General features: G+C 38.3%; 8 protein-coding genes. 1 reads left to right on the top strand and 7 read right to left on the bottom strand.

Annotation, left to right across the window (positions count from 1 at the left end; translation table 11 throughout):
- Positions 1 to 76: 76 nt before the first annotated feature.
- The 7 genes from NXS00_RS23020 to NXS00_RS22990 all read right to left on the bottom strand — a co-directional run bounded on the left by NXS00_RS23020 (position 77) and on the right by NXS00_RS22990 (position 12,508).
- Positions 77 to 1,393, bottom strand: a complete 1,317-nt coding sequence (locus NXS00_RS23020) for a hypothetical protein (RefSeq protein WP_258101640.1) — start codon at positions 1,391 to 1,393, stop codon at positions 77 to 79.
- 6 nt (positions 1,394 to 1,399) lie between these two features.
- On the bottom strand, positions 1,400 to 2,506 hold the full coding sequence (locus tag NXS00_RS23015; RefSeq protein ID WP_258101639.1) for an outer membrane beta-barrel protein: 1,107 nt from the start codon (positions 2,504 to 2,506) through the stop codon (positions 1,400 to 1,402).
- A gap of 10 nt (positions 2,507 to 2,516) precedes the next feature.
- Positions 2,517 to 5,756, bottom strand: coding sequence for a WD40 repeat domain-containing protein (locus NXS00_RS23010; RefSeq protein ID WP_258101638.1), 3,240 nt, complete (start codon positions 5,754 to 5,756; stop codon positions 2,517 to 2,519).
- Complete coding sequence (locus NXS00_RS23005) at positions 5,756 to 7,261, bottom strand: DUF4062 domain-containing protein (RefSeq protein WP_258101637.1); 1,506 nt, start codon at positions 7,259 to 7,261, stop codon at positions 5,756 to 5,758. Before NXS00_RS23005 ends, NXS00_RS23010 begins: the two co-directional genes overlap by 1 nt.
- Positions 7,262 to 7,301: 40 nt before the next feature.
- Positions 7,302 to 10,571, bottom strand: coding sequence for a cyclic nucleotide-binding domain-containing protein (locus NXS00_RS23000; RefSeq protein WP_258101636.1), 3,270 nt, complete (start codon positions 10,569 to 10,571; stop codon positions 7,302 to 7,304).
- A gap of 221 nt (positions 10,572 to 10,792) precedes the next feature.
- On the bottom strand, positions 10,793 to 11,695 hold the full coding sequence (locus NXS00_RS22995) for a histone deacetylase family protein (RefSeq protein WP_258101635.1): 903 nt from the start codon (positions 11,693 to 11,695) through the stop codon (positions 10,793 to 10,795).
- A 12-nt stretch (positions 11,696 to 11,707) separates the two neighbouring features.
- Positions 11,708 to 12,508, bottom strand: coding sequence for an outer membrane beta-barrel protein (locus NXS00_RS22990; protein ID WP_258101634.1), 801 nt, complete (start codon positions 12,506 to 12,508; stop codon positions 11,708 to 11,710).
- A 237-nt stretch (positions 12,509 to 12,745) separates the two neighbouring features.
- Between NXS00_RS22990 and NXS00_RS22985 the strand changes: the two genes are divergently transcribed.
- Positions 12,746 to 14,725 carry a PorP/SprF family type IX secretion system membrane protein gene (locus tag NXS00_RS22985; protein WP_258101633.1) on the top strand — a complete coding sequence of 660 codons (1,980 nt, stop codon included), beginning with the start codon at positions 12,746 to 12,748 and terminating at the stop codon, positions 14,723 to 14,725.

The raw sequence follows: 14,725 nt of genomic DNA, 5'->3' as shown, positions 1-14,725 counted from the left end.
TTATTCAATTTTATCTTTAAATAATTCTATAACGATGAAGAAACAATTTTCCCTCATCATTATTTCTATTAATCTCTTAATCTCTTAGCTCTCCGTTAGCATTTAGACGAAGAAGGCCGACCATTGTAGTACCACTTCCAAAGTCAATCGTAGCGGCAACCAACACATCTCCATCAGGCAAAGTAATAGCACCAACAGCCTGATCACTACCTACAGTGGTCCCGTAATTCTGATCAAAACCTTCTAAACGACCTAATATTGGGGAAACACGCATGACTAATATCTCTTCATTCTTTGTGGTGGATCCTCCACCTTCGCCTTGATTAATGAGAAAATTTTCCATATAACCCAAGACCATCAACTCATTGTTTAGCGTACGAGAGAAGGTTGTAGCTACACATTCAAAACCAAAATCGTTATATAAAACACTTACACTGTTATCAATTAACTGTCCACTAGGAGAAACAGCCAAATGGAAACCTCGTGAAGCCCCTGTTGCTGCATCTTCTGTGGAGCCGACAATAGAATAACCCAGTGAAGATTTTTTCACAGTGTAAGGGATATCATCACCCGTGGGATCAGCTCCAGGAATACCTGTAACGAGAGCACCCTCATCAGCAGTACCAAATTCATTGGTTTCAAAAATGTAAAGATTAGTACCTGTATATTCGTCTAAAACAGCTCTCGTAGAACCCACGACAAGAAAACCCCTATTTTCTAATTCAAATATGCTCAATGCGCTCTCATTTCCTGAATATCCATGACTTTTCTGCCAATAGACACTATCCTGATCATCTACTTTGCCCATATAAATTTGGAATTCACCTGCAGGTGTTTGATCCCCTGCGTAACGTCTAGTTGCTACTGAAGAATGACCAAGTAAAACGAATGTTTCAGCTGCATCAGATGTTTTAACAATATCTACGGCTATAAGGCTATCCATGAAATTGAAGCCATTTCCACCTGGAGAACCATTGCTGATAATTTCGAGATCACTGTTAATTTTGGCCCATACACCTGTAAAATGATCAATACCCGTTTCCTCATCTTCTGATTGAATATAACCTACGATTATAAACTCATCTTCACCAATAGGCTTTAAACGCTTTGGGTGATCATCAGAACCATCTGCCAAATCAATAATCCTAGAAGCAATTTCATTACCTCCTTCATCTGTTTTTAATAAATAGAAATCAGAAACACCATTTACTGTGTTTTGAGCAAGCACAATTATTTCACCAGTACTTGTACGGACTATATCAATTGCTTCATTAGAGCCTAATCCATAAAACTTAACAAAAACGTCTGATGGTCTTGGTCCATCGGAATCATTTGGAACACAACCAACAAATCCTAAGAGAATAAATATTATAATAAGGTATTGATTCTTCATAGAATATTAAAATTTCTTTGGATGATAGATTGACATGGTATATCCAAGAGATACAGAGATAAAGTTCATAGATAAAGCGGGTTCAACGTATCCAATATCAAACGTATACTCTTGATTAGTATATCTCTCAGAACCGTTAATGTAATTTCTTCTCCCTGTGTCATACCTGCCTTCCACTGTGAAAAAATGCGTTTTAAATCGAATTTTAACTCCTAAACCAGCCGTTAGAGAATAATTGAATCTATTTACTTGATTTGTCTCAATAAGGTTAATTTCAGTACTCGTATTATAAGCGGTTCCTCCTGCTCTGGCTCCTGAAGCAGTGGCTTGCACCAAATAATCTAGAGAACCTCCCAAAAACCCATATGGAAGTAATATTCTATCTCTATTTGTGGACCATAAGGTATAACTCCCCTGTATTGGCATTCTCAAATAGACTTGAGAATTGGTAACTCGATTATTAAGGTTAAGTTGATTCACATACGAATCACTATTATATGAGGACATTCTATATTGGAACCCTGCACTCACGTCAACATCTTCATATACTTTCCTTTGGAAGAGAATCTCTGCCCAAATATTATAATTACGCCCGCTTAAAGCATCATAATCAGTACTTGTGGTATCTCCTGGAATTTGATAAGAATCGTTCCCATCTGTAGTAGAGCCATTGTAAAAATTATCATGAACCAACGTATTGTTGGTAGCATACTCTTCAATTTGAGAAACGTAACTTGTATTTAAGCCACCCTTAAACGAAATCCTAAAAATTGGTTCCGTTCTAAATTGGTCATATAAGAAAAACAATTCAGCTGGATCAACTTGCGGATCTAATCTATGCTCTGGATCCTCTTTTAATAAATTGATCATCGCTTGCTCAGCTTGAGCTTCCTGGTCAGTAAAAATATAGACCAGGGTTAATAACTTTCTTGCTCTAATTTCTTCCTCTGTAGAAAAGCTTTTGTTTAAAATACAAGTAGAGATTTGATCAGGAATTCCCAGCAACCTTCCAGCTTCATAATCATCTTCTGCTTGATTTAGCTTCTGAGTACAATTTTGACTATATGCACTCCAACTCAATACCATCAAAAGTATAGCTAATAAATTCTTCATAAAATGGTGATTATTGATCTTCAGGTGACTTTTCGAGTCCCTCGCAAGTATATTCGTACTCTATCTCATTAGGATCTCCTACATATTGTCGCCACTGTGTATTCGACATATTATGTCTAACAAGTCCACAGATTCTATCCGCGTATTTATGCGGTAAGACATCAAAAACTCTAATGATACCATCTTTGGAGCCAGTCACAAACCTGGAACCATCAGGATCAAAATCTGCACTCCATACCCAATCATCATGTTCATCAAAAATGGTTGGAAGATCATAAATATTGGTTGATGTGACATTCCACATCCTTGCAGTTTTATCTCTACTAGTGGCAACAAGCAAATTATCATCTGGACTGAATACTACATCAGTAATGGCAGAAGTAAACCCGGATAATGTTGGTCCCCATTTTTTCTTATTCACTAAATCCCAGATATATACATCTCCATTTTCATCGCCAAAGGCAAGGAAATTACCTGAGTGACTAAAGTCTAAGCCATGAACAGGATTCACTTCATCATTGGACCTTCTATATATGGTTCTAACATTAAAGTCTTCACTTTCTAAGTCAAAAATTAGCACCTCACCTTCATCAGTACCCGCAGCCAACGTTTTATTGTCTGGAGAAAGCGCAAGAGACATTGCCCTTGCCTGGGTTATTAACTTAGGAGCTGTTTGACTCATGCTATGAAGTAATATTCTGTTATCCGCTCCTGTGGAAATAAACGTTTCATTATCGTCTAAAAAGACTAGATCAAAAATGGTCCCACCAAGGTGCCCTTCTATTTTCTTCGGTACACTTTCTAGATTTTTTAAATCAACGACGATGATGTGATTATCGCTAGTACCCAAAGCCAGATAACGCTCGTTTGGACTGATATTTACTACACGGTTCACCTGACTCTGATTATAAATTTCCTTATACGTGCGTTTCTCATTGCTCATATCCCACATCAACAACCTACCGTCACTTCCTGCCGAATACATTCTATCTCCGTCTTGTGAAAACGCAACGGATCTCACCGCAACTGTTTTCTCCTGACCAAACTGATTGGTATAAGGTAAATGACCATGGTATTGATGAAGGACAGAATCCCCATTTGAGCGATAAATTCGTTCACCATCTTCATCAACAGTGTAATAATCCAACACACCACTTAAACCATTGAAAATACCCGCATAAATATCACCGTTGTATGGTTTATTTGGGTCGCCATATTCCTGGAAGTAATCATATGCTTGTTTCGCAACGACAGCTCTTAACTCTCTGTCGGATATTCCATTAGCTTTGATCGCCATGGATTGTGCAATGGACTGCATTCTTAAATTATCTGCTCGCTCCTTTGCACGGATTGCATCTTGTCGGGCCACTTCAGCTGAATCTCTCGCCAAATTCGCTGCTTCTTTTTCTGATTCCGCTACTTGTTGCGCTTCCTTCGCTTTTTGAGCTTGAATGGTTGCATAAGCCGCACTTGCCTCCGCCTTTTTCCTTTGTTCTTCGGCCGTTTTATTAGCTTCCTGAGCTACTTTCAATGCATCATTGGCCTTTTCTTCTTCCCTAGTTGCTCTTGCTGCTTCCTTAATGGCTTCATCGGACAACCTATTTGCTCTTTCTGTCTCTTCTTGTGCTCTCTCAGCATTTTTCTGTGCATCGCTACTCTTAATTTGTGCTAACACCACAAAGAATATACAAACCAAAGTTGCCAAGCCTAGTACCACCGCGGTAACCCGCATTCTGCGTACCTGACGTTTCTGAAGGAATTCTTTGTTCTTTTGTTCCGTAATGTGAGCCTTCTCGGAGGTCTCCAAGAATACCATGGTTCGCTCAAAAGCAGGGTTATATCGCTGCCCCCAAACCAACGTTGGTCTGTTCTCTTCTCTCCAGTTAATCGCCAACTGTAAATCCGGCATTTTCCAAAGCGATGCCTTACCCTCCTGAAAACGCTCAGCTGCTTCAGAAAGCTTCATATACATTTCCGAAGCTTTTGATTCTTCATCGAGCCACCTTTTCAGACGGTCCCAAATTCTCATCAAACTTTCATGAGAAATATCTATTACCGTATCAGAATTGATTTGGACACCATATGGAGGCATCAACAATGACCTCCCGGGCTCTCTGAACTTATCTACTACCCGTATTACTTCATCTTCAGTTACTCCAGCAATATTTGCTATTGTGGACAACTTCGTAGGACGACGGATACCTTGGTTTTCATTACCTCTTTCTGTAAGTGACTTGAACATCACTTCACATATTTCCTTCTCACGCTTGTTCAGTGAGTCATAAGCTTCATTTGCGTGTTGAGATAAAGCTTCACGGAGAGTACCAATGGCATTGTAATGCCTTAAGTCCATCAACTCTCCAATCTTTCTTGTATCAACCCAGTTAGACCAGGTACGCATCAAAGCATGCTGTAGAATTGGTAGTTGATCTGGATTATCTCCTACGTCATTTAATAGCTGCTGTGTCAAACGTGGAGCAATTTTACCTCCACCAACGGCAACCGGACCTTCTACAGCCATTCTCTTTTGATCCCTTGTCATCTGTGGAATCAAATAGTGAGAATCATTAATCATTTGTGTTAGATCCGGGAATTTCGCGCATTCTCCAATAAAATCAGATCGCATGGTCAATGCCACATAGATCGGCTCATCGTATTGATGAATTGCCTCCAACAACAAGTTGACGAATGCTGATGATTCGTCCATATCAGAAGTTGCAGCTTCCAGTTTTCTGAAACGGAAAAGCTCTTCAAACTGGTCAATAACTACCAGAACGTTTTGACCTTTTTCCGTTTTAAGTTGCTTTACTACCTCGACCAAACCAAGGGAGCTACTTCTTAATACGGTACCAATGATCGTTTTTCTGATCAACTTGTCCTCATCAGACAAATCAGAAAACGTTCTGTCCTTAATTAATAATGCTTCAGCTAGATTATCAATTGGTCCACCTCCAGGCCTTGCGACAACAACTCTCCAGTTGGAGCCAGCATCGGTCATGAAACCGCCAAGTAAACTCGGTACTAAACCGCAGTACATGAATGAAGATTTACCAGAACCAGATGCTCCTAGAATCGCTGCAAACCTATTTTCAGCCAATTTGATTAATACTTCATCACTTTGACCTTCACGACCAAAAAATAAGTGACTCTCCTCTACTCCAAATGGACGTAACCCTGGAAATGGATTAATCAACTCAGAGATATCAACGATATCCTGATGCTCGGTTATATTTTGATTTTCTTCACTCATTACTTTTCTAGTTTGGTTAGAAATGGTTTGAGGTGTTCAGGTTTAAAACCTCCATTGTTGCCAAGAATCATGGCATTATTTCTTTCGAAATGATCCAGGTCTACAGGTTTAGGCCCATCGAAGTATACCGCTTTTGCAAGTAGTTTCTTATCTCGGCCAAACCCCGGTGCTTTCAATAAATCTTGAAGTTTGGTTTTGATCCACGCTTCTTTTGCATTTCCAAAATAAATGATTGATGCATCGCAACGTCTTAGGTTTTCCTGATGGATATATCTAATATCAACCAAATCCCCACTGTAACTTGGGAAAACGACTTTGTATCCAGCATTTTCTAGAAACTCTCTAAGCTGTTTAGCATCTCTGATATCACTTTTATCCTGGATTAAATAAATCATTTTAGCCCCAGAATTGTGCTCTTTGTCATAACCAGCGATTTCACGATGCTCTCGTTTAAAACGTCCGCCGGTCACCAGTTCCTCACGAATGATGCTTTTCAATTCCTGAAGTGGTATCTGCAAAACCTCAGCTTCTTCCAGGGCCGCCGCGTCACTCTTAAGATCTTCAATGAAAATTTTCTGTCTTTCAGTTACATTCTTCAAATCTGGAGATACCCAAATCAATCTACTGAAAGCTTTCTCCTCATCAGCTGTTTTATTATAATCAACCATATCATAAGTATGGTTTGAAGCAATTCTGTTCTGAATATCTACAACCGAAATTTCAGAGCCTTTAGGTTTATATCCGTAATCCTCACCAATTAAATGAATGGACAACCGGCATTTATGTAAATCTTCAGCTACCTGAGTCTCCAATTGACCAATTTCTTTTGGCAGCGTATGCTGAGGCAATACTTTATAACCGTGTCTAAGAAGTTCTCTTTTGATGATGTCACGTTGAATCACCATATCAACCCCCGTACTTGCCAAATAAACAGTTTTTTCTCTTGGAATATCTTCCTCCTGAACAGTTTTAGTCCCTGTAGAACTGTCTTGAAGAACTTGATTGATATCATACGCCATATCTACCAATTTCATCCAGTAGGATCGCTCAGCGTCATTACCAAAAAACCTTCTAAACTCCTGAGCATCACCACTCAAAGGGTCAATCATGAAATAATCATAGGAAATTACATCTTCTAACTCAGGAAGTGCCTCATCTTCACTGAATGGTGATTTATGAACTTTAAAAATCCTAGCGATTCCTTCACTTAAAAGCAAGTTATTCCCTTTCAGCTTTTTTGCATATGTATTTAATGTAGCTGTAAGTTCAGGACTTGCAGTAAACGCAGGGGTACAAATAGCAATTACTACTGCGGTATCATCTATTGAAGTAGAATCTATATTCTCTTCTGAAATCAATTTCACTGAAACGGTATCACGTGAAATTTGAGATAACAACGTACTCAGAAATTTATGAAAATTGGTTACCCAACCCTTCATAACACCTTCTAATGGTTCATTGTCCAGCTCTGAGAAATATAAATGTATCTCCTTGTTAAACTTCATTTCAATTTTAGATTAGGCAATATCTTCAAGCTCTAAAGCTTTAAAAACTTAATAAAACATCAGAAACAGACTCTTCCTCTTCCTCACCAACTTCTCTATTCAATATATCAAGGTAGGCTTCCATAATTTCAACATGCCTTGACATCAAATCCATCAGTTCTTCTTTTCTTAGAACGAGCAATGTGCAAGCACCTCTTGTTAATCCAACATAATCAAAATGATTATCACCTAACAAGTTTTCATGACCTACCAGTCCAGCGCGAGATCGCTCTTCTACTTTCTGATCGTTCTGATATATATCTACAACTCCTTCCAATACTATATAACAAGGAATGGAACCAGTATCATCACTATCTACCAATGTGGTACCTTCCTGTACTATAATTTCATCCAATACCTCAGCGATGTAAGTTATCAACTCACCAGGAACCTTCTTAAATTCGGGAACCTCCTTCAACAATAGAACCCGCTCAATCAAAAGTAATTTTTGATGGTAGTCTTCACCCTCTTCTCTAAATACTGGCGGCAAAATGGCTTTATCCAGTTCCTTTTTCTGATAGGGTTGTAACCTCTTGGTATGATAATGATAGGCTTCTTGATTCAAACGATACATTGTAAATGCAGCCGTTTGTTTCAACAAGACATCTGGATTAAACAAATTGGCTATTAAATCATCGGATATTTCAGCTTCATCAATGGATGCAATTCGATACATAGCCAAGGCCTTGGTATATCTATCAATTCGGTTATAATCTCTATTTATAATTTGAAGTAATAAATCATAATAGGATTCGAAATCTTCTGGTGGGAAATAGTTTAATAATCTAGCCAGTCTTTCGTCAACCTTCAGCTCGTCTAATACTGGAATTAACTTCGGCTTTAACTCTTCCTCCACAAAAATATCAAGCATCTCAACTGCAAATGTGATACTATCTGTTGAACCCATTAGTATATTTTCACGCACTAGAGCAACATTCTGAGGATCGTAAATCATGCTGAGCAGCATGAAAATATTATTATAGTTTTTCTGATCTTCTTCGGAGAATGATTCTCTAATCATCAGGTCAACTTCGTTTTCTTCTGGAATATCCAATAGAGCCTTGATATTCCATGCGATATCAGACACTTCAGACTCAATTGCAATCTTTATTCTAGCAGCTTGAAAGTCCCTGGCTTCAAAGCCATTAAAGCTTAAACCAAGTAAGATTTCTGAAACAATTCTCTTATTCGGAAACTCAACTTTTTTCCATAGCAAGTCATTTCCGCTTTTACCTCCTATCCTACCCAAAAGCTGAGCTATCCGCAACATGCTTGAGTGATGTTGTCCTGTTTTGTAGAATGAAGTATCAATTGCATGAAAAGCTGCTTCACCTACATGCTCAAGAGCTGACATTGCTGCATTAGCATAAGATGGGAGGTGAAGGTTTTCTACTAGAATTGGCCAAAGCTCAGGTCTTCGAATTTTACCTGCTGTGATCATAGCAGCAATGCGCACTTCTGAATTGATATCACGAAGCAACTCTAACACATACGCTAAATATTTATCCTCGCGAGCTACCACAAGCATTCTAGCACCGTATATACGATCTCTGGCCTCTGTGGAACGAACTAGTTGACGGATAGAAACATCATTCACATCAAACTGAGCAGCTTTTTCCAAAGTTGCTATACAACTATTTGCTGCAACCAAGACATCTTCATCACCTTCAGTTTTGAAATCCTTCTTAATAATTTCCAGTGCCTCAAATACCAGTTTACTTTCCAATTTTTCATAGGCGTACTTTCTAACTGGTGCATATCTGGAATTTAAAAGATCTAACAACCTAAATTCAAATTGAATAGGTTCTAGCTTTTCGAAGATTCTGAGGGCATTAATGATTTTCTCTGGATCTCTTCGTTCTGATTCTCTATTCAATACAGCAGAGGTGGTATTCTCATTCTTGGTTTCTTCCTCAGAAAGCAGCGATTTCTGCTCCTCAAGTTTCTTTTTTAGAGTGATTTTATATTGAGCAAATAACTTTCCTGATAAGAAAACGACCATTCCCGCTAAGCCCAGTACGAAGTATGAATAATGGATCAATTTAAAGAACACCAATAGGCCTAACGCTATTTGTGTTGCACCTGCAACCAATGTCGCCATTTCATTGACTACCCCTTCAATACGAGTTTGAATATCAAACCTGATTTTAATATCTATGGGAAGGAAAAACAACTTAAAAGCTGGACTCTCCAAAGCATCTTTTAGGGAAGCAGTAAATGCTTTTGCACAAACCGTAAACATGAAGAAAAAGATGAACTCTTGAGACTTCACCTCATATCCATAATAATGTCCTGCAGCTATACCCCCTATGGTAAATAGTATTAAGATTAGAGGCATTGTCATTAAGGCTACCTTCAATCCAAAACGACCAATTATAATATCGTTGATGAAACTTTGAATAAAGAAAGACATCAACATCACTGTTGCACTAAAGAATGAAAGGAAATCTGCTAATTCCTTCTCATCAGGATACATGATTTCTGTGGCCGAATAAAACGAGTAATCCACGAACTTGCTCGCCCCCATCGAGAAGATTAGGAAGAGCGACATTAATCGCAAATATGGGTCTTTAATCAAGTCAAAGAAACTAATCTCTTGTGGCTTAACTTCTGTTTCATCAACCTTGGTAACCTTATCAATATTAAAAGCTTTGATAATCCAAATTGTAAAAAACAATACACCGAAGGATGCTATTGCTGAAACAAATAAGAGATCATAAGTAGCATTGAATATTGGCAAGTTGGTGATAAACGGAATAGAAAAGAACGCTATGATAGTAGATGTTAGTGCTCCTGTATCAATACCTCCAATAATTCGCTTAGATGCTCTTAAATCAAAGATTCTACCAAAAACTCCCCAAAATCCTAATATAATGATGGCTGTGATCGGCCCCATCATTACAAACATGATAAAAGGAAGAATTTCGAAGGACTTTTCTTCAGATGCCTGATAATTTGTCCATTCAAATGCTCCGCGCATTAGAGCCATGAATGCAAAAATTAAAAACAAATTAGATACAATGAGAGTTGAATAACTAATCCGTCTCTGAAGATAAACGAATAGTAGTGTAGATATAATGCCAAGACCTCCAGCTGTGAAAAAGGCTACGTCAAGATATTCCTCACCAAGAACATCCAAAAATAGCGTTTCGGACCCGATTTGGTAAGTAGCCAGGAAAATCCCCATAAAGAAGCCCATACCTAGCAATAACAGCATGGGTTTTTCCTCACCAGGTTCACCACCTAGAAAGGCTAGAAAAGACTTGATCACAGTTGCGCAAAATTTAAAACTATTTGTAAAATACCGATTATATCAATCGTATTCAACCTTGAAATTTAATTTTTTCAAGTATGTCTTGTCTAGGGCTAGGAGTCAAAATTAGATAAATTCTTTCAATGTAAGACCAATAAGAGTAAATAATAGACAAAACCGCGATTTTCTTAGACGAATCGATCTTCAACCGTATGTGGTACAATTGTAAAATTTTTAGATCAGCAATATAGCTCCGCAGCAACCCGAAAGGTATTCGAATGGGCTTCCACAATTTGATAAAGACTATTAGAATAACCACCTCCCATACACACAACAACAGGTAAACCGTATCTATAACAAAAACCAAGAACCATTTCATCTCTGGCCTTCAACCCTTGCACAGTCATACTCAGTCTACCAAGTTTATCCTCCATCAAAGCATCTACACCACTTTGATAAAAAATGAAGTCTGGAGATTCCTTATGATAAATATTCATCAATGTTACTTCTAACAATTCAAGGTATATCTCATCACCTACGTCATCATCAAATGCAACATCATAATCTGAGACTTCCTTTTTAAAAGGATAATTCTTAGCTCCATGAAAACTTAGAGTAATTACATTGGGATTATCAGCAAATAAGATGGCCGTTCCGTTCCCTTGATGAACATCCAAATCAACGATTAAAATTTTCTTCGCCTTGCCTGCATTCAGCAGGTAATTAGCTGCAATTGCCTGATCATTCAACAAACAAAAACCTTCCCCATAGTCATGATAAGCATGATGTGTTCCTCCTGCCACGTTCATAGAAACGCCGCCATCCAGAGCAAAATCACAGCACATTACAGTGCCACCGGCAATAAGAATTTCCCTTTTTACAAGGTCCAGACTTAAGGGGAAACCTGTTTTTCGAATTTCCTTGTTAGATAAAGTGAGATTTTTAAGGTTTTTCAGATAAGTCTTATCGTGTGTTCTACAGATTAGCTCATCTGAAACAGGAATTGGTTCGAAAAAATCGAGCTCATTTAATGTTCCTTCGAGTATTAGTTGCTCCTTGATCAAATCATACTTGATCATTGGAAATCTATGGCCTTCAGGTAATGGATGATTGTAAAAAGAAGACCAAGCAACCTTGAACATTCAAATTAGAACTTATTTCTTCTTTTTCTTATTACTAGCTTTGATAGTACTCATGCCTTTTTTAGCACCTTTCATATCATACTCAAAAAGGTAAGCCATGGTAATTGAAAGGGTATTGGAGCGATATCTGAAATTCTCAGTATAATCAATGAATTTAAAATCTTGATTATCATTAAATCCCATATTCGAATGCCCGAATGTGTATTTACAATCTATCAATAATCTACCTCCAAAATAGAGATCGAAATAGACTCCACCCCCAGCTACTAAAGCGTATTGAATCCTATTTCCTTCAGGGACAGCATATACTCCACCGGCAGTGTTACTTTTAGATTGTTTAAAAACAAGACGATCCCATACTTTCTCCGGTTCAACAAATTCCCCGTCTCCATCTACAATCTCTCCTTTGCCACCAAGCCACATTTGAACCTTTGGACCACCACTTACATAGTAATGTGTAGCACCATAATCTAAACTCACTCTAAACAAAGCCGGAGCTGATAAAAACGAATTTTTTGTCTGACTAGTAGACCCAACACCTACCTCCTGCTTACCAGACACATTTCTTTTCTCTCTTTCGTAATACAATTCTGTCTGGACGGAGAACATATCATTGGCTTGATAAATCATTGTTCCTCCAATTTCAAAGCTGTACGTTGGATTAACTGTGAATGTATCTAAATAAGACTCTGATTGATAAATAAAATCGTTTCTATTGATGCCCCCTTTCGGCCCAAACCAGAACTGAGCACTTGCACTCAATGACAAGATGCCGAATGTGATAACAAACAAAGACTTCAAAAGAAATTTCATTCTGTGAATTTAAAATTTATGTAATAATAATCAGTGCAACTGCAGATTCAAAAGTAGAGTACCAAAAAAACCATAAATCATCCAATTTATCCAACAATGTAGATTAAGGGACAGTTTTAGACCTCTATTAAGATAAATTCAATATTTATTTAATATTTTAGCTCTAGTTTAAAGAATTGACCCATTCTTCGTGAAAGAATTCGAGAAGTCAGCACAATTCATTTAGACAAACAGTGTATGAAAAAATATATTTGGGCCTTTTTATGTTTTGCGCTTAACCTTACCGTTTCTAGTGCACAACAACTTCCTGTTGTATACAATCAATTCTTCATGAACCCGTATGTCTACAATCCGGCGTATGCTGGAGTAGAAGGTCATGCGGTAGCATTCGTAACTTATAAGCAACAATTTGCCGGAGTGCCTGGTGCCCCTAGTATCTACAATGCTAACTTCCACGTCCCTCTTAAAGGTGGTTTAGCAGTTGGAGCCATGGCTTATTCCAGACAAGCTGGCCCTTACAATTTAAGTTCAGGAAAAGTATCTGCAGGTTATCTGGTAAGCATTGACCGTGAACATTTCTTCCGATTTGGTATGTCGTTAGGCGCAGGCACCAATACAATCGACTATGATTATGCTGAGCCAAATGATCCTGCATTTAATAATCTAAATCCCAATACAGCCTTCATGATTGGTGATGTGGGAGTTGCTTATCATTTTGGCCACTTTAATATTGGTGTATCTCTGCCCAAGCTTTTCAGCTATGATGTAATTACTAATGAAGAAGGGTTTCAGGTAACACCAAAACCACAAGACAATATTCTATTCAAAATGAACTACCGTGGCCACCTCAATGACAACATTGCTATTGAGCCACACATATTATATAGATACAATAAGTTTTTGCCCAACCAATACGAAGGGGCAGTTATTCTACATTTACTGCACATTGTTTGGGTTGGTGCTACCTATCGTCAAGACGCAGGATTCATTGGCCTTATTGGAGCTAAACTTTATGAAAAAATAGGTATTGGATATGCATACGAATACGGCAGCCCAAATACAGCATCCCTTTTAGGTCCAACACATGAAATTCATATTGGTTACCACATTGGCACAAGAAAAGAACACGCCGAGCATGTATCTTCTTTCATTAAGAGTCATAGATTATCAGCAGAGGAACGAGCAAAACAAGCTGAACTAGAACGTCAGAAACAATTACAAGCGCTTCAACAAAGCAGAAAAGTTGCTCAAGAATCCAAAGAAGATGAGGATGCTCTTGGCTTAATTGCTGGTGCTAAGACTGAGGAAAAACCGGATACTCATTGGAACTATGAACAAGAAAACGATCCCGTAGAACGAATCAATCAATTTGGTGAAGTGGAACGTGGAATCAAGTTTGACAGGATCAATGAAGACGGTGAAAAAGAAGTAGTCTTCTCCTGGTTACCTCCTCCTCCACCAGGAGCAGGCGAAGAAACCTATGAGATTGCTAATCCTAACGAAGAGCCGCTAATAAGAACAAAACCTGATGGCAGTAAAGAAGCTGGGATCAAATGGACCCGAACTATTGATGGCAATCAAAAAGAAACGTTGATCATTTGGGATGAGATATTAACTGAAGAAGAAGCTGATGCCCTGGATCATAATCCTTCTACAGCTATGTCGATGGAAAATGCTGTTATTTCCATTAAATCAACGCCAAAAGAAACAGCACCTATAGTTAATGAGGAAGTTCAGGAACCAATTAAGGAAGAACCAGAAGAAACGGTAGTAATTCAACCGGAGCCTGAGACAAAACCAGAAGAAACCAAGCCTGAGGTCAAACAAGATCCGGTGATTGTTCAGGAGGAACCTGAAGTGACAGAAGTAGAGAAAGGCGACCCTACACTTACTGATGATTTCAGAACCAACGAAGAGCTAGCTCAGTCCAATACACATCTTGAAGTTAAACGTGGAACTCACATGCTTGAACTTCCTGCTGGCAACTATGTAGTAGCAGGTGTATTCGAAAACTTCCAGAATGCTGAAGATTTAAGTGATGAATTGTTCCAAAAAGGATACAGAAAGAGTAACAATGTAGGCTATCTATCTGCAAGAGGATATTATTACGTAGTAATTTATCAATCTAGCAGTTTATCTGAAGCGAATGCAGAAAAGAACAGAGTTAAGTCTAAACCAGGACTATCTGAAGTGTGGGTTTTAAAGGTGAATGATTAA

The organism is Marinoscillum pacificum, assembly GCF_024714495.1.
In the GTDB taxonomy this organism is placed as follows: domain Bacteria; phylum Bacteroidota; class Bacteroidia; order Cytophagales; family Cyclobacteriaceae; genus Marinoscillum; species Marinoscillum pacificum.
This window is presented reverse-complemented; position numbering and strand designations above follow the sequence as displayed.

What these genes read in the sequence shown, in the direction of transcription:
- NXS00_RS23020 (WP_258101640.1), bottom strand. Translation starts at nt 1,393, where the DNA reads ATGAAGAATCAATACCTTATTATAATATTTATTCTCTTAGGATTTGTT.
- NXS00_RS23015 (WP_258101639.1), bottom strand. Translation starts at nt 2,506, where the DNA reads ATGAAGAATTTATTAGCTATACTTTTGATGGTATTGAGTTGGAGTGCA.
- NXS00_RS23010 (WP_258101638.1), bottom strand. Translation starts at nt 5,756, where the DNA reads ATGAGTGAAGAAAATCAAAATATAACCGAGCATCAGGATATCGTTGAT.
- NXS00_RS23005 (WP_258101637.1), bottom strand. Translation starts at nt 7,261, where the DNA reads ATGAAGTTTAACAAGGAGATACATTTATATTTCTCAGAGCTGGACAAT.
- NXS00_RS22995 (WP_258101635.1), bottom strand. Translation starts at nt 11,695, where the DNA reads ATGTTCAAGGTTGCTTGGTCTTCTTTTTACAATCATCCATTACCTGAA.
- NXS00_RS22990 (WP_258101634.1), bottom strand. Translation starts at nt 12,508, where the DNA reads ATGAAATTTCTTTTGAAGTCTTTGTTTGTTATCACATTCGGCATCTTG.
- NXS00_RS22985 (WP_258101633.1), top strand. Translation starts at nt 12,746, where the DNA reads ATGAAAAAATATATTTGGGCCTTTTTATGTTTTGCGCTTAACCTTACC.